Consider the following 16464-nt stretch of genomic DNA (forward strand, 5'->3'; position numbering starts at 1 on the left):
TTCCGCTGCAAACTTCGCTACCGGCTCAGTCGTGGATACGCTCAAGGTACGAGACGCCAAAGACGTCGAAGAGGTGGTGCGCGCGGCGATTGCCAATGAGCAGCCGCTCGAGATCATCGGTCATGGCTCCAAGCGCGGCATCGGCCATGCGATGGCCACCAATGCCGTGCTCGACGTTTCCGCTCTGAATGCCATCACCGCCTACGAGCCCAACGAACTCATTGTCACGCTCCAGGCCGGTGCGCCGCTGGCCGACGTGCTGTCGCTGATCGATGCCAAGAACCAGCAATTCGCCTTCGAGCCGATGAACACCGCGCTGCTGCTCGGCACGCCTGCGCTCGGCACCATCGGCGGCATGATCGCGGCCGGGCTCGCCGGTCCGCGCCGGATCAGGGCGGGCGGGGCGCGTGACCATCTGCTTGGCGCGCATGCCGTCTCCGGTTTCGGCGACAGCTTCAAGACCGGCGGCAAGGTGGTGAAGAACGTCACCGGCTACGACCTCTGCAAGCTTCTCGCCGGTTCCTGGGGCACGCTGTCGGTCATGACCGAGGTCACGCTGAAGGTGATGCCGAAGCCCGAAGCCGAACGGACGCTGCTGCTGCGCGGGCTCGACGATGCCGCCGCCAACAAGGCGATGACCGCGGCGCTCGGCTCGCCCTTCGACGTCTCCGGTGCCGCCCACCTGCCGAACTCGGCGTTCCGAACCAAGACCGAAGGTCTCGGCGATATCGCGAGCCAGGGCGAGGCGCTGACCGTGCTGCGGCTCGAAGGCATTACCGCCTCCGCCGCCCACCGCGCCGGCTCGCTGCGCGAATTGCTGGCTCCGTTCGGAACCGCGACGCTGGTCGAAGACAGCGCGTCCGCGGCGCTGTGGGCTACGATCCGCGACGTCCTGCCGTTCGCGGCTGACGGCGCGCTGGGGGCCTGGCCGGTCTGGCGGATCGTCTGCCCGCCGGCGTCGGGCGCGGCGCTCGGGACGCTGCTGGCGCGCGAGACCGGCGGCGACGTGATTTACGATTGGGGCGGCGGACTGATCTGGGCGGCGTTGCCACCGAAGTCCGACGCGCATGCGCCTTCCGTGCGTCAGCGCGCGAATGCCGTTGGCGGGCACGCCACGCTGATCCGGGCGGCCGAGGACGTCAGGCGGACAGTCGATGTATTCCAGCCGCAAGCTCCCGGCATTGCCGCCTTGAGCGAGCGGGTCCGCGCCGGTTTCGATCCGAAGACCATCCTCAACCGGGGCAGGCTGACGCGGGGAGATGCGGCATGAAGACCGAATTCTCACTCGCGCAGCTCGCCGATTCCGACATCGCGGAAGCGGACAAGATCCTGCGCGCCTGCGTCCATTGCGGCTTCTGCACCGCAACCTGTCCGACCTATGTGCTGCTCGGCGACGAGCTCGATAGCCCGCGCGGCCGCATCTATCTGATCAAGGAGATGCTGGAGAAGGACCAGGCACCGACGGCCGAAGTGGTCAAGCATGTCGATCGCTGCCTGTCGTGCCTTGCCTGCATGACGACTTGCCCGTCCGGGGTGAATTACATGCATCTGGTCGATCAGGCCCGGGTCAGGATCGAGCAGCGTTACGAGCGGCCGCTGACCGAGCGGCTGCTGCGCCGGGTACTGGCCTTCGTCCTGCCGGACCCGCGGCGTTTCCGCGCCAGCATGTGGCTGGCGCGGCTGGCCCGCCCGCTGGCCGTGTTGCTGCCGACGCCCCGGCCGTCGGCGACGCCCGGCCTGATCCAGCGCCTCAAGGCGATGCTTGCGCTGGCGCCGGACCGGCTGCCGCCACCGGGCCCCGCCGCTGGCAGCGTGTTCGCAGCACTCGGCAAGAAGCGCGGCCGGGTCGCGCTGCTCCAGGGCTGCGCCCAGCAGGTGCTGGCGCCGCGCATCAACCAGGCCGCCATCAGTCTCCTCACGCGCCACGGCATCGAGGTCGTCCTGGTCAGGGACGAACAGTGCTGCGGCGCGCTGACCCATCATCTCGGCAACGACCAGGACGCATTGGCGCGGGCCCGCGCCAATGTCGCGGCATGGCGCGCGGAAGCGGCTAGCGAGGGGCTCGACGCCATCCTGGTGACGGCGTCCGGCTGCGGCACCGTGATCAAGGACTACGGCTATCTTCTGCGAGAGGACGCTACGTTTGCCGCCGATGCGGCGAAGATCTCCGCGCTCGCCAAGGACATCACTGAATACGTCGCCGGCCTTGGACTCGCGGCCACCGCGCGACAGGACAACATCGTCGTCGCCTATCACTCTGCATGTTCGCTGCAGCACGGGCAGAAAATCACGGGCCTTCCGAAAGAATTGCTTTCCAATCATGGATTCGTGGTGAAAGATGTGCCGGAGAGCCATTTGTGTTGCGGTTCGGCGGGGACCTACAACATTCTCCAGCCCGAGCTTGCGGGTCGGTTGCGCGATCGCAAGGTCGCCAACATCGCAAGCGTCAAGCCGGACATGATTGCCGCGGGCAATATCGGCTGCATGGTGCAGATTGCCAGTGGCACGTCAGTTCCGGTCGTACACACGATTGAGCTTCTCGATTGGGCTACGGGCGGGTCGCGGCCGGCATTGAACGCGCAAGTTTGAGCTTTCAAAGGCCCGAGCTTTCGTCCGGAGGTGACGGCTGAAGAGGCCCGATCCACCATTGTTCGTCGGCAACAGGAGGACCACGATGGCGAAAGCGAAGAAGAAGAAAAGCAAGAAGGCCAAAAAGGCCAAGAAGGCGGTAGCGGCGAAGAAGACCGCAAAGAAGGCAGCCAAGAAATCCGCGAAGAAGTCTGTCAAGAAAGCTACGAAGAAAGCCGCGCCGAAGAAGGCCGCCAAGAAGTCGGCCAAGAAGGCCGCCAAGCAGGCTGCTCCAAAGAAGGCAGCCAAGAAGGCTGCGAAGAAAGCGGCGCCGAAGAAGGCGAAGGCAGCTCCCGCGCCGAAGCCGTCAACGCCGGCTCCCGAGCCCGCCGCCGAGACAAGCTGGGCGATGCCTTCGTCTTCTGCGGAAGCGACGCCGGCCGAAGGACAAGGTTAGCCCGAAGGCTGGATCCAATCCGACGACCATGATCGACAACAGGAAGGCCGCAGTCGTGACGCTGCGGCCTTTTTGCATCGGCGCGGCCACTCGCGGAGCGCGTCATGTCAGGGGCAGCCTGATTCGTGGCGCGGACAGCACAGTACCGTCGCCCGTACTAACCCGGGCCTCTCTGTGCACTTTTGAATGCAGATAATGTGTTCGAGAAGACACACAGCCTGACAACCTTTCGTGGAATTGCCAGAACGCCCAAAAAGTCGGCAGATGCCCGCGTTTTTTGCTTCACGGTTTGCGTCACCCCATCCAAATTGCCGCAGTTACGAAATTTGCAATCAGGTCGTGCGTTCCGGGGGCTTCCGGGATCCGGCTGGGGTCTTAGAACTGGTGATGGGGATCGAAATGAAAAAAGTGGCTTTGTTGGCAACGGCGCTGGCAATGGTGACGGGCTCGGCTTTCGCGGCAGACATGCGTGTGAAGGCACTGAAGGCTCCGCCGGTAGTCGCCTTCGACCCCTGGGATATCGCTTTCGGCGGCGCGATCATGAGCGACTACATCTTCCGCGGTGTCACCCAGTCGAACCACAAGCCGTCGGTCGCGGCCTACTTCGAACCGCGCTACAACGTCAACAAGGACCTGCAGCTCTATGTCGGCGTGTCCGCGGAGAGCATCTCGTTCGCCAATCGCGCCGCTGCTGAAGTCGATATCTACGGCGGTATCCGCCCGACCTTCGGCGCCTTCGCCTTCGACATCGGTATCTGGGGCTACCTGTATCCGGGCGGCAGCTGCGCCGACAACGTGCTCACCGGCGGCATTCCCGGCGGCAACGTCTGCGGCGTCAGCACGACCACGATCTTCCTCGCCGACGGCAACGTCATGAAGAAGGACGTCAGCTTCGTCGAAGTCTACGGCAAGGTGAACTACACCATCAACGACAGCTTTACGGTCGGCGCGACCGAGTATTACTCGCCGAACTTCCTGAACTCGGGTGCTTGGGGCAACTACGCTTCGTTGACCGCCAAGTACACGGCGCCCAGCACGGCCTTCGGTGCCTCCGGCATGGGCATGTACGTGTCGGGTGAATTCGGTCGGCAGTGGTTCGGTACCTCGGACGCCTTCTACGGTACCGGTGTCGGCACCGTTTTCGCCAACGGTATCCCCTACAAGGACTACAACACCTGGAACATCGGCATCGGCTTCACCTACAAGGTGTTTACGCTGGACCTGCGTTACTCCGACACCGATCTGAACAAGGGTGATTGCAACGCCTTCACCAGCGCCTTCAACGCCACCGGCACCACCAACGTCACCGCGATCAACCCGGGCGGCGCTGGCTCTAACTGGTGCGGCGCGGCCGGCATTGCCAAGCTGTCGTTCGACCTGACCGCGATGAGCAACCTGAAGTAAGCTTCTTCCCGAAGCGATTTGATGAGGGCGGCAGGGCGACCTGCCGCCCTTTTGCTTTGGGGGGTGCGAAAGAGCGTGGACTTCATGGTTCGAGAGGCGGCGCAAGGCGGCGCTCCTCACCACGAGTGTCAGGTTTTCGCCGCGAGGCGAGACTTCATTCTGAGCCCACCAGAGGCGGGCGTCTCCAAGGATGGGCAGCATGGAAGCCGCCCATCGGTCCCTTGAAAGCGATAGCCCGCGGGCCGTCGCCGTTGCGCCTCAGCGCGCGGCGATCGGCTCCTTCTCGACCGGCGCGCCGTCCTTGCCGAGAACGTGGATCGCACCGTCCTTCGCCATCGTCACCTTGCGGGTATGGAAGGCGTCGAGCGTCGACCGGTGGCCGATCGAGATGATGGCTGCCTGCGGTAGCTTCTCCGTCAGCAGGCGGTACAGCAGGGCTTCGGACGGTTCGTCGAGGGAGGCGGTGGCTTCGTCCAGGAACAGGTAGTCGGGCGCGTGCAAGAGCGCGCGGGCGAGCCCCAGGCGCTGCTGCTCGCCGAGCGACAGCATGCGATTCCAGTGGCCGTCCTCGCCGAGCCTCTCGGCGAGGTCGGGCAGCCCGACCGCGATCACCGCGTCCCTGATCTGGGTTGCCTGGAACGCGCCGGGTGCTGCGGGATAGATCACGGCCTCACCCAGCGCGCCGACCGGGAAATAGGGACGCTGCGGCAGCATCATCAGCTTCGCCTTCGCGGGAATGAAGATGCTGCCGGTGCCGAACGGCCAAATGCCGGCGATGGCCCGGAACAGGGTCGACTTCCCGGAGCCGGACGGCCCGGTCACCAGTACGCGCTCCGGAGTGTGGACAGCGAAGGCGTCGGCAGCGACCAGGGGCGTGCCGTTAGGAAGGTTCACGCAGAGCTGGTCGAGGCCGACACTGCCGCCGCCAGCAGTCTTGAGGGTGATAGCCGACTCATGCGCCGGCAGGTTTGCCGCCGTATCGACCGACATCTCGAAGCCGTCGAGGCGCGCGACGATCGAGCGCCACTCCGCAAGCGACCGGTAGGCCGTGACGAAGAACGAGAGCGCGCCCTGCACGCTGGAAAAGGCGGATGCGGTCTGCATCATGTCGCCGAGCTGGATCTTCTTGGCGAAGAAGGCCGGCGCCACCAGCACATAGGGGAAGATCACGGCGGCCTGCTGATAGCTCGCCGTGAACGCGGTGAGGCGCTTGGTTCGGCTCATGATGGCGTACCAGTTGCCGATCACGAAGCCGAAGCGATCCAGCAGGCGGCCGCGCTCGGCGCCTTCGCCCTTGAGAAGCGCGATCTGCTCGGAATTCTCGCGGACGCGGACGAGGTTGAAGCGGAAGTCGGCCTCATAGCGCTGCTGCTCGAAATTGAGGTTGACCAGCGGGGCGCCGATCCAGTGCGTCAGAGCCGTGCCGAAGATCGCGTAGATCAACGCGCCCCAGCACAGGTAGCCGGGAATCATGAGATCGCTGCCGAACAGGTGCAGCGGTGCAGCGTTGGAGAGCCCCCAGAGGATGATGACGAAGGAGAACAGCGTCACGATCGACGAGAGCAGGCCGAGCCCGATCGTCAGTGTCTGCTCGACGAAGTTTTTGACGTCCTCCGTGATGCGCTGGTCGGGGTTGTCGGCCGCATCGCCCTTGAGCTGCATGCGGTAATGCGTCGAGCCCTCGAGCCATTCGCCGAGATAGTGCTTGGTCAGCCACTTCCGCCAGCGGATCTGAAGCCATTGGTTCAGGTAGAGCTTGTAGACGGCCAGGGCGATAAAAGTGAAAGCGAGGCCGACGAAGATCCAGATCTGCGTGACGAAGGCGTCCCAGTCGCTATTCTGGAGCGCACTGTAGAACCGGTTCTGCCACTGGTTTACCAGCACGTCGATGGCGACCAGCGCCAGCTCCATCGCGATCACCGCGGCCAAGAGGCCGCGGCCGGCCCATTTGTCCTCGGACCGGAAATAGGGGATGGCGATTCGCCAGACGATCGCGAGGGTGGCGCTGATGTTCTTCACAGAGTGGAGTCTCCTGCGGGGATGTGCACAACTGCCCGGCGCCAAAGACCTGGGGCGACGGCGGAAAGGGGCGCGCTTAGACTAAAGTCGCAAGTTCTGCAATTTGCGTTGGCTTGTCGCAGCTTGCAACCCTAGCATGGGGCTTAACGGCGCAGGGTGGGGGCCTTCGGGATTTCGCGAGCTTGTGAGCGGACGGGAACCGCTGCATTCGCGAGGAATTCGCGTCCAACTCGGGGGTTATCGCTTCAGCGTCAAGCAGGATCGGCTGTCCACGCGGGCCGCCTGCGGCACACATGCGTGGGGGAGGAAGATCATGTGGAATCAAGTTTATGACCCGTTGCACAGCCCCGTGCTGTCGACGATCGCGGCGGCAATACCTGTCGTCACACTGCTGGTCCTGATCGCGAGCGGTCGCGTCCAGGCTCATATTGCCGCCGTCATCGCCGTGATCGTGGCCAATTTGATCACGATCTTCGTCTTCACGATGCCGGCGAACATGTCGATCCGCGCCTCGGTGCTCGGCATCGTCACCGGCTTCTTCCCGATCGGCTGGATCGTTCTCAACGTCATCTTCCTCTACCAGGTGACAGTGACCACCGGACGCTTCGAATTGCTCAAGCGCGCGGTCGGCGGCGTCACCGAGGACCGGCGGCTGCAATTGCTGCTGATCGCGTTCTCGTTCGGCGCATTCTTCGAGGGCGCCTCGGGCTTCGGCACGCCGGTCGCGATCACAGGCGCCGTCCTGATCGGGCTCGGCTTCTCGCCGCTTGCAGCGTCCGGCCTGTCGCTGATCGCCAACACCGCGCCGGTCGCCTATGGCGCGCTGGGCACGCCGATCCAGGGCCTTGCCTCGGTCACCGGTCTCGACCCCTACATTTTGGGCGCGATGGTCGGACGGCAATTGCCGTTCTTCTCGCTCATCGTGCCGTTCTGGGTGGTGTGGGCGTTCGCGGGCTGGAAGGGCATGAAGGACGTCTGGCCGGCGATCCTGGTCACCGGCTTGTCATTCGCGATCCCGCAATTCGTGATCTCGAATTACGTCAATCCCTGGATCGTCGATATCGGCGCGTCGCTGATTTCGATGGGCGCTCTGATCCTGTTCCTGAAGGTCTGGCAGCCCAGGCAGCTCTGGCTCTCCCCGGCGCTGCGCGGCCGCGATGAATCGGCAGCCACCATGGCGGCGGCAAAACCGCTGGACAAGACGCCGCTGACGCAGAGCGAGCTGTTCAGCGCGCTGCTGCCGTGGATCATCGTCTGCATCGTGATGCTGATCTGGGGCAATGGCGGATTCAAGACCTGGGCAAACTCGATCTTCACCTGGAATTACCCCGTTCCCGAGCTGCATCAGATGATCAACAAGATGCCGCCGGTCGCACCAGGGCCGACGAAAGAGAACGCGGTGTTCGGCTTCACCTATCTCTCGTTCACCGGCACAGGCATGCTGATTGCGGCGATCATCTCCGGCTTCCTGATGGGCGTCGGGCCCGGCAAGCTTGCGATGCAGTACGGCCGCACCATCCGGCTGTGCGCGATCTCGCTGATCACGATCTCGGCGATGCTCGCGATCGGCACGCTGACGCGGCTGTCCGGCGTCGACGCGACCCTCGGCCTCGCCTTCGCGGCGACCGGCGTGCTCTATCCCTTCTTCGGCACGCTGCTCGGCTGGCTCGGCGTGGCCCTGACGGGATCGGACACCGCCTCCAACGTGCTGTTCGGCAATCTGCAGAAGATCACCTCCGAGCAGCTCGGCCTGTCGCCGATCCTGATGGGCGCGGCGAACTCCTCCGGCGGCGTGATGGGCAAGATGATCGACGCGCAATCGATCGTGGTCGCATCCACGGCCACCAACTGGTACGGCCATGAGGGCACCATCCTGCGTTTCGTGTTCTGGCACTCGATCGTGCTGGCCTGCCTCGTCGGTGTGCTCGTGACATTGCAGGCCTATGTCTATCCGTTCACGGCGATGGTCCTGAAGTAGCAGGTTACGCCCGTCTCAACACAAATCCCCGCGAGGTTTGTCCTCGCGGGGATTTTTTGCGTCGCGCATGGGCGAACCTTCTCAACGGCGCCGCCGTCTTATAGAAGGTGCCGCAAATCAGGTCGGTCGAGAGGTCTCATGGTTTCATTCAGGCAGATAGTGTGTGCGGCGGTTGCAATGCTCGCAATATCCACGCTTGCGCGTGCAGAGGACGGTTTTCCGTTCGGCACCGAGATGACGCTCGAGGCGCTGCCGCATCCGGGCTCGAAGCGGATTCCGAACATCGAGATCGGCGACAATGGCGAGGTCGTGCTGGAGCTCTGGTGTAAGGGCGGCAAGGGCCAGTTCTCGGTCGCCGGCAACACTGTGATCTTCGTCCCCGGCCCGCTCCAGGATCGCTCCTGCCCGCCGGCCAGGGCCCAGGCCGACGACGATCTCGTCGCGGCGCTCGGCAGCGTCGAGACCTGGAAGCGTCAGGGCGACGTGCTGACGCTCGTCGGCCCCAAGCCGCTGCGCTTTCGCGTCAACGGGAATTAGCTTTGCTGTCATTCTCCGCGAAGGCGGGGAATCCAGTACGCCGCGGCCTATCGACTTAACCACAGGCGTCTCGGAGTACTGGATCGCCCGGTCAAGGCCGGGCGATGACCAAGATCAGGTGGCTACGTTACTTCCACAGCGACTTGTCGGCGTCCCAGCGCTGGCCTTTGAGCTCTTTGGCGAGCGCCTCGATCGAGCCGTTGTCGTCGGGCTGATCGCCTTCCTCGTCGGCCGAGGCGTCATCCGAGAGATTGAGCTTGGCGCCGCTGCTCTCATCAGAGGTCGTGGTCGTGGGACTGCCGACCCAAAGCATGAGCTTGTCGGTGGTGCCGGGTTTGTCGGGCGAGACGAGACCCGCCACCTCGATTGTGTCGGTGAGCTCGAGCGCCGGGAAATCCTGGTTCGGTCGCTTGAACACCAGCTTGAGCTTGCCGGTCGCCGGGTTGAAGCTTTGCGAGACCGGCCTTGCCGCCAGCGTCCTGCTCAGCACGCCCGCCACGGCTGATGCGAGCTTGTCGCGGTTGATCTTGTCGCCGTCGCGCCAGTCTGCGGCGGGAATGCGGATGGTGCGGTCCATCTCGGTCATGCCCGCGGTCCAGCCCCCGGCGGTGACGCCGGGCGTCGCCTTGAACTTCGCCAGCAGGGCGCCGGCGCGCTCCGGATCGACCGACATGTTGATGGTCTGCTCGCCCGCGCGCAGCGCGTCGCAGCCGACATTGAGGCTCGCCAGCGTGACCTCGACGTCCTGGCCCTTCAGGCTCTTCAGGAACTCGGTCGCGGCATCGAGCTTGACCTTGACCGCGATCGCTTCCGGCGAGACGTCGGTGAAATCCTTCGGCTGCGGCGTGATGCCGTCGTCGGAGGTCTGGTTGTCCAAAAATTCCTTCTCGCTGAGATCGGAATTGTCGGGCGAGGTGACCTCGGTCACGGCTTGGCCAATGCTGATCTGGCCGCGGAATTCGAACGTGTCTCCGGCCTGTTTGCGCAGCAGCTTGACGGTGACGGGTGCCTTGGCGCCGAGGCTCTGCGTCGTGCCCGTCAGGTTCTGGCCCGCGACCTGGAGATTGACGACGAAGCGGTCCTTGCGATCGGAATTCTTCGCGACCGGATAACAGACGTCGAGCACGGCTGCGGTGACGGTCTTGCCCTGACGTGTCTCCTTCAGGATCACGTCGGCATTGCCGTCCATCAGCCCGTCGATCGAGGTGAAATAGCGCGTCTCAGCGCCGCCGGGCGCCGTGGCCTTCGGCGACAGCTTCATCTGGGCGGATGCGACCTCAGGCGAAACTGCAAGCAGAGCCGCCAACAAAACCGTCGGGCAAACCAGAAGCGCGCGCATCGGCGAAATCCCCAGGCAATAGGGCATGATCCGGAAAAGTGTGAAGCGGTTTTCCGATAAGATCATGCCCAATAATTCGAATCGGGCGTCACCGTAGTGGGTTTTGGCCGCCGGTTGAATTGGAAAGCAGGGGCCATGATCGGCAAAAAAGAAGGCCGCCCGGAGGCGGCCTTCGCAACACTGCCAGGCGCGGATCGGCCTTAGAAGCCGCCCATGCCGCCACCGCCGCCCGACGTCGCGGGCGCTTCCTTCTTCGGCGACTCGGCGACCATGGCCTCGGTGGTCACCAGCAGGCCGGCAATCGAGGCGGCGTCCTGGAGTGCCGTGCGGACCACCTTGGCGGGGTCGATGATGCCCTTCTCGACCATGTCGACATATTCCTCGGTCTGGGCGTCGAAGCCGAAGGTCTCGGACTTGTTCTCCAGGATCCGGCCGACGACGATCGAGCCTTCCACGCCCGCGTTCTCGGAGATCTGGCGGATGGGGGCTTCCAGCGCCTTCAACACGATGTTGATGCCGGCCTGGACGTCGGCATTGGCGTTGGTGAGACGGCCGACCGCCTTCTTGGCGCGGAGCAGCGCGACGCCGCCGCCGGGGACGATGCCTTCCTGCACCGCGGCGCGGGTGGCGTTGAGCGCATCCTCGACGCGGTCCTTCTTCTCCTTGACCTCGATCTCGGTGGCGCCGCCGACGCGGATCACCGCGACGCCGCCTGCGAGCTTGGCGAGGCGCTCCTGGAGCTTCTCACGGTCGTAGTCCGAGGTGGTCTCCTCGATCTGGGCCTTGATCTGGCCGACGCGGGCCTCGATCTCCGGCTTCTTGCCGGCGCCCTTGACGATCGTGGTGTTCTCCTTGTCGATCACCACCTTGCCGGCGCGTCCCAGCATCTTCACCGTGACGTTCTCGAGCTTCATGCCGAGGTCTTCGGAGATCAGCTGGCCGCCGGTGAGGATCGCGAGGTCCTCGAGCATGGCCTTGCGGCGGTCGCCGAAGCCCGGCGCCTTGACGGCGGCGACCTTCAGGCCGCCACGGAGGCGGTTGACGACCAGGGTGGCCAGCGCCTCGCCCTCGACGTCCTCGGCGATAATGACGAGCGGCTTGCCCGACTGCACCACGGCTTCCAGCACCGGCAGCATGGCCTGCAGGCCGGACAGCTTCTTCTCGTGCAGGAGGATGTAGGCGTCCTCGAGTTCGGCGGTCATCTTCTCGGGGTTGGTGACGAAGTAGGGGCTGAGATAGCCGCGGTCGAACTTCATGCCCTCGACGATGTCCACTTCGGTGTCGAGCGACTTGTTCTCCTCGACGGTGATGACGCCCTCGTTGCCGACCTTCTGCATCGCCTGGGCGATCATCTTGCCGATGGCGGCATCGCCGTTGGCCGAGATGGTGCCGACCTGGGCGACCTCGGAGGAGGCGGCGACCGGCTTGGCGCGCTTCTCGATGTCCTTGACGACGGCGGCAACCGCGATGTCGATGCCGCGCTTGAGGTCCATCGGGTTCATGCCGGCGGCAACCGACTTGGCGCCTTCGCGCACGATGGACTGGGCCAGCACGGTCGCGGTGGTGGTGCCGTCGCCGGCGAGGTCGTTGGTCTTGGAGGCGACCTCACGGACCATCTGGGCGCCCATGTTCTCGAACTTGTCCTCGAGCTCGATCTCCTTGGCGACGGTGACGCCGTCCTTGGTGATGCGGGGCGCGCCGAACGACTTCTCGATGAGGACGTTGCGGCCTTTCGGGCCGAGCGTCACCTTGACGGCGTTGGCGAGAATATCGACGCCGCGCAGCATGCGTTCACGCGCGTCTCCGGAAAACTTGACGTCTTTGGCAGCCATGGTCTGCAATTCCTCTTCTTTTTTCGTGATGTGTCTTGCTTATTGGGTCGCGTCATTCCGGGGTCCGCGATCGAACTCGGCGGAATGATGCATGCCCGGATCGCGTGACCCGGGCATGCATTCAGCGGCCGTTCAGGCGTCTGGCCTTAGGCCATCACGCCCATGATGTCCGACTCCTTCATGATCAGGAGCTCATCGTTGTCGATCTTGACCTCGGTGCCCGACCACTTGCCGAACAGCACACGGTCGCCGACCTTGAGGTCGATCGGGATCAGCTTGCCGGCCTCGTCGCGGCCACCGGGGCCGACGGCGACGACTTCGCCCTGGGAGGGCTTTTCCTTGGCTGTGTCCGGAATGATGATGCCGCCCTTGGTCTTTGACTCGGCGTCGATACGTTTGACCACGACACGGTCATGCAGCGGACGAAATTTGGATTTAGTCATGACGTTTCCCTTTGGAGGCTCGCTTCGGAAGTAGTGGAAGTGGGCGGGGCGGCGCTTCCGTCCACCCTGCCCGAGGATCGAACGGCGCGCGTTAGCAATCCGTCTTTCGGAGTGCTAATGGTCCGCCCGGGAATATGGCTTGGCCGCGATCCTGTCAAGCAAAGGTGGTTAAGCGATTGGTGAGACGGATATAGGATGGTGACATTGGAAACTTGTTCGGGGCGCCGACGTATTAAAGGACGTCATTGCTCCGGCAGCGGTTTTGCGCTTGGCTGCGGAAGGGGTGCGGCCATGGTCTTGCTCGGGGGAATGCCATGATCAGTTCAGCTCACGCGCGCACGGTCGCCAATCTGGCGGCAGCCTCTTGCCTCGCGCTGCTGCTGGGCGCTTGCGGCGGCGGCATGAGCCTGCCGTCCTTTTCTTCGTCCTCGCCGCCCCCCGAGGCCGAGCCCGGCGCCGGTCCGGAAATGCCCGCGTCGATCCGCGCCGACGAGATCGTCGGGCGCTGGGGTCTCGCCTCGTTCCAGAACCCGGCCGACCGCGCCCGGACCGAGGCTGCCGCCCGGGCCCAGTGCAAAAATCCTTACGTGATCACGGCCGGCGCCTCCGGCGGCGTCATCATGCATCTGGCGGACCAGGCGACACCGCAGGAGCTGCGGCTGAAGGGCTCGCCCAGCGGCAAGAACTATATCGGGCCGGCGGGGCCGACGCCCGGCGAGCAGGACCGCGAGATCGTCTCCTTCGACGGCCGCGTCCTCATCACCCGCTTCATCGACAAGGACGCCGCCACCCGCTACGGCAACATGGTCTACGTCCGCTGCGCGCCGAGGGCGTAGGGCGGCCCACGCTCTAACCGCTCGTCATTGCGAGCGAAGCGAAGCAATTTCCTCGGCGACAGTCTGGATTGCTTCGCTTCGCTCGCAATGACGTCCAAAAACAAAAAAACGCCGGCTCGCGCCGGCGTTTTGTTTTCGTAGTGTCGCGTCCGCTCAGTCGAACAGCGCGTCGATGTCGTCCTGCGAGGCGTGGCCGACGTCGCCGGCGAGCTTCGGGCCATTGAGGAGTTTTTCGTCCTCGCTGCGGGTGTCGGCCGGCGCGGGCACATGGGACTTGATCGCGTCGACGCCGCCCCAGATCTCCATCATGGAATTGATGTGCTGCTCGATGAATTTCATCGTGCTCATGACCTTGCTGATTCGCTGGCCGGTCAGGTCCTGGAAGTTGCAGGCTTCGAAAATCGAGATGACGCGTTCCTGGATATCGTCGGCGAGCCGCTTCTGCTGATCGGCCGATTGCACCTTGGCCATCGCGCTAGCCGCCTGGTCGATCGACTCGGCGGCTTCGAGGATCTGCTGGGTCGCCTGTTCGGTGCCGCCGACGACCGCGCCGAGCTCGCCATTGACCTTGGCCATTTCGCCGCCGTCAAAGCTCTTGCCGTGCAGCGTCGCGATCTCGCGCTTGGTGCGGTCGATGGCGTCGTGGATGAGGTCGAGCTCGACCTTCAGCTTCTCGCACTGCTCGATCTGCGCCCGGTACGTATCGAGCATGGTACGAGCTTCGGAGAGCTCGTGGGCGGTGGAGGCATCGATCGCCGCCATGGCAGCGCTGCCGGACAACGGCACGGGCACAGTGCCCTTCGCCATCTGTGCACGGATCGCACGCAACTCGGCCATGATCTCGCTATGCATCGGCGCAGCCTCCTCAATCATTTCGGGGCTGGGCATTTCGCCGACAATAGCCTCTTCGACACGAAAACGTTTGCGGTGAATAGCCATCAAGAACTCCCCCCACCTCACTCACGCGTCTTTGTAGGCAGAAGCGATTTAACACGAAGTTCACAGCAGGAACTGTCGCGCGGCCGCGCGCGACGGCGTGCAAACGGGCGATTAACCATGCGTGCGCGGCGTTCATCGAAAATAAACGCTGATCGCCAAATTGCACCGCTGCCGACGACGTGGTGAATCGAAACGCCGTTTCCGTTTACCAAACAAAACGGCTTTTGCTCTTTATTGACCACGTCGCGGGGTGCGGATCAGCCACCAGCTTCCACGACGCATGTGATCTAGACGAAACAGTACAGAGTACGTCGATGTTCAAGAAAATGTCTGTCGCGCTGCTTGGCAGCGCTTGCACCTTCATTGCCGGCGCCAACAGCGCCGGCGCCTTCGATAACAGCGTGCCGAACGATCCGCCCACGGTGCTCTACCAGCCGCAGGTGCCGCCAGCGCCGGTGCGCGTCGCCTCCAATTCGAACATGGGCGGCGGCTTCATCGAGTTCATGTTCGGCGATGGGCCCGGCCGCGGTCCGGCCTACGCGCCGCAGCAGCCGGTGTACCAGCAGCAGCCGGGCTATTACGACCAGCGCCGCCTGCCGCCGATGGGCGAGCCGCAGATGCAGGGCGCAGGTCTCCAGCAGGAGCCGGTCGACCCGCGACAGCGTCAGTTCGATCCGAGATTCGAGAAACAACTCGTTGACTATAGCGGCAACGAAAGCGCCGGCACGATCGTGGTCGATACGCCGAACAAGTTCCTCTATCTCGTCGAGGGCAACGGCCGCGCGATGCGCTACGGCATTGGCGTCGGACGTCCCGGCTTCACCTGGTCCGGTGTGAAGTCGATCACGGCCAAGCGCGAATGGCCGGCCTGGACGCCGCCGGCCGAAATGATCGCGCGCCGCCCCGACCTGCCCAGGCACATGGAGGGCGGCCCGGAAAACCCGCTTGGCGCGCGCGCGATGTATCTCGGCTCGACGCTCTACCGCATCCACGGCTCCAACGAGCCTTGGACCATCGGCACCAACGTCTCCTCCGGCTGCATCCGCATGCGCAACGAGGACGTCATCGATCTCTACGGCCGCGTCAATGTCGGCACCAAGGTCGTGGTGATGTAGGGCATCGCGCTCGAAACTGAAACGGCCGCCTCATCGGCGGCCGTTGTCGTTTGGAGCAAGACAAGAAGCCTCACGCGTAATCGCTGCCGCCATCGTCTCCGCCGCCGAAGTCGCTGTCGTCGGCCAGGTCTACTGGATCGTCATTGTCGTTCTGATCGTTGTAATTCTGGTCGTCGTTCGAGGCGTGGTCGGCGAAGCCTTGGCGGGAAGCATCGCCACGATCGCGGTTCGAGCCGATATCGTCGAGGCCGGCATCGCGTGCGAGCGATCCGCCGGACTGGTCGCTACCGCTCCAGGGGCTGCGGTCGCCCAGTGCGTTGGTGTCGCCGAAGGCCTGCTGGTGCGATCCGCCCATCATGCCGCGAATGCTGGAGAGCAGCAGCGAGCCGCCGACGACGCCGGCTGCGGCTGCCGCCGCCGTGCCGAGGAACGAGCCGCCGCCACCGCCGACCGGCGGGGCACCATAGCCCTGACCTGGACCTTGATTTGGGCCTTGGCCGTAAGCCTGCCCGTAAGGCGGCTGGCCATATCCCGGTTGGCCCTGCTGCATCGCCTGGCCGCTGTTCCAGACCGGGCGCGAGTCGCGCGGCGGCACGTTAGGAACCGAGCCGCGCGAAGGACTCCCGCCGAACAGCGTGTCGCGCATGGTATCCAGGAAACCGCCGGACTGGGCCTGCTCGGGTGCCTGCCCCGCCTCCAGCTCCTGGATGCGGTCATGGGCGCGCTTCAGCGCTTCGTCCTGCAGCAGGACGGTCTGCACCAGCGCATAAATCGCGCCGGGCGCCTTGCGCAGGCCGTCTGAAATCGCGGCGATCGCGTCGGGATCGCGCGGTGCGTTTTCCAGCTTCGAAAGCCGGTCGAAAAGCTCGTCGACAAGTTGGCGTTCCTGCGGCGTCATGGTCTGTCTCCCTCGCGCAAAACAAGCGCGAGGCAGATGTAGGGTTCCATTGTGGCCCCAACAGTGCCGGCTGGATTAAATTTCGGTATGCGACAAGCT

Annotated in this window: 14 protein-coding genes; 8 read left to right on the top strand and 6 right to left on the bottom strand. The window is 64.3% G+C overall.

The window, feature by feature from the left end; all coding sequences use genetic code 11:
• Window positions 1-31 precede the first annotated feature (31 nt).
• The 4 genes from IVA88_RS02580 (at window position 32) to IVA88_RS02595 (ending at window position 4429) form a co-directional block, all read left to right on the top strand.
• Window positions 32-1270, top strand: a complete 1239-nt coding sequence (locus IVA88_RS02580) for an FAD-binding protein (RefSeq protein WP_247495737.1) — start codon at window positions 32-34, stop codon at window positions 1268-1270.
• Window positions 1267-2589, top strand: a complete 1323-nt coding sequence (glcF, locus tag IVA88_RS02585) for a glycolate oxidase subunit GlcF (protein ID WP_247495738.1) — start codon at window positions 1267-1269, stop codon at window positions 2587-2589. The genes IVA88_RS02580 and glcF overlap by 4 nt, the downstream gene beginning before the upstream one ends.
• 85 nt (window positions 2590-2674) lie before the next feature.
• The gene (locus IVA88_RS02590; protein WP_247495739.1) at window positions 2675-3025 is read left to right on the top strand and encodes a histone; all 351 of its coding nucleotides are present in this window, start codon (window positions 2675-2677) and stop codon (window positions 3023-3025) included.
• 399 nt (window positions 3026-3424) lie between these two features.
• Entirely contained in the window at window positions 3425-4429 is a 1005-nt protein-coding gene (locus tag IVA88_RS02595; RefSeq protein WP_247495740.1) for a TorF family putative porin, read from the top strand.
• 258 nt (window positions 4430-4687) lie between these two features.
• On the opposite strand, the gene IVA88_RS02600 is transcribed toward IVA88_RS02595, so the two are convergent.
• A complete protein-coding gene (locus tag IVA88_RS02600) occupies window positions 4688-6448 on the bottom strand; it encodes an ABC transporter ATP-binding protein/permease (protein WP_247495741.1) in 1761 nt (586 codons plus the stop codon).
• A gap of 313 nt (window positions 6449-6761) precedes the next feature.
• On the opposite strand from IVA88_RS02600, the gene IVA88_RS02605 reads away from it, so the two are divergent.
• Both IVA88_RS02605 and IVA88_RS02610 read left to right on the top strand, forming a co-directional pair.
• Window positions 6762-8426, top strand: a complete 1665-nt coding sequence (locus IVA88_RS02605; protein WP_247495742.1) for an L-lactate permease — start codon at window positions 6762-6764, stop codon at window positions 8424-8426.
• Window positions 8427-8564: 138 nt separating this feature from the next.
• On the top strand, window positions 8565-8963 hold the full coding sequence (locus tag IVA88_RS02610) for an META domain-containing protein (RefSeq protein WP_247495743.1): 399 nt from the start codon (window positions 8565-8567) through the stop codon (window positions 8961-8963).
• A 127-nt stretch (window positions 8964-9090) separates the two neighbouring features.
• Here the strand turns inward: IVA88_RS02610 and IVA88_RS02615 are convergent, their stop codons facing one another.
• The 3 genes from IVA88_RS02615 to IVA88_RS02625 all read right to left on the bottom strand — a co-directional run bounded on the left by IVA88_RS02615 (window position 9091) and on the right by IVA88_RS02625 (window position 12577).
• Window positions 9091-10302 carry a hypothetical protein gene (locus IVA88_RS02615; protein WP_247495744.1) on the bottom strand — a complete coding sequence of 404 codons (1212 nt, stop codon included), beginning with the start codon at window positions 10300-10302 and terminating at the stop codon, window positions 9091-9093.
• A 200-nt stretch (window positions 10303-10502) separates the two neighbouring features.
• Complete coding sequence (gene groL, locus IVA88_RS02620; RefSeq protein WP_247495745.1) at window positions 10503-12134, bottom strand: chaperonin GroEL; 1632 nt, start codon at window positions 12132-12134, stop codon at window positions 10503-10505.
• A gap of 146 nt (window positions 12135-12280) precedes the next feature.
• Entirely contained in the window at window positions 12281-12577 is a 297-nt protein-coding gene (locus IVA88_RS02625; RefSeq protein ID WP_007596954.1) for a co-chaperone GroES, read from the bottom strand.
• A 314-nt stretch (window positions 12578-12891) separates the two neighbouring features.
• Here IVA88_RS02625 and IVA88_RS02630 point away from each other — a divergent pair, with 314 nt between their 5' ends.
• Window positions 12892-13413 carry a hypothetical protein gene (locus IVA88_RS02630; protein ID WP_247495746.1) on the top strand — a complete coding sequence of 174 codons (522 nt, stop codon included), beginning with the start codon at window positions 12892-12894 and terminating at the stop codon, window positions 13411-13413.
• A gap of 153 nt (window positions 13414-13566) precedes the next feature.
• Here the strand turns inward: IVA88_RS02630 and IVA88_RS02635 are convergent, their stop codons facing one another.
• Window positions 13567-14352 carry a protein phosphatase CheZ gene (locus tag IVA88_RS02635; protein ID WP_247495747.1) on the bottom strand — a complete coding sequence of 262 codons (786 nt, stop codon included), beginning with the start codon at window positions 14350-14352 and terminating at the stop codon, window positions 13567-13569.
• Window positions 14353-14666: 314 nt separating this feature from the next.
• On the opposite strand from IVA88_RS02635, the gene IVA88_RS02640 reads away from it, so the two are divergent.
• Window positions 14667-15467 (top strand): L,D-transpeptidase, encoded by an 801-nt coding sequence (locus IVA88_RS02640; protein WP_247495748.1) that lies wholly within the window; start codon window positions 14667-14669, stop codon window positions 15465-15467.
• A 70-nt stretch (window positions 15468-15537) separates the two neighbouring features.
• Here the strand turns inward: IVA88_RS02640 and IVA88_RS02645 are convergent, their stop codons facing one another.
• Window positions 15538-16365 (bottom strand): DUF2076 domain-containing protein, encoded by an 828-nt coding sequence (locus tag IVA88_RS02645; protein WP_247495749.1) that lies wholly within the window; start codon window positions 16363-16365, stop codon window positions 15538-15540.
• Window positions 16366-16464 lie beyond the last annotated feature (99 nt).

The organism is Bradyrhizobium sp. 149 (assembly GCF_023073915.1).
In the GTDB taxonomy this organism is placed as follows: Bacteria; Pseudomonadota; Alphaproteobacteria; order Rhizobiales; family Xanthobacteraceae; genus Bradyrhizobium.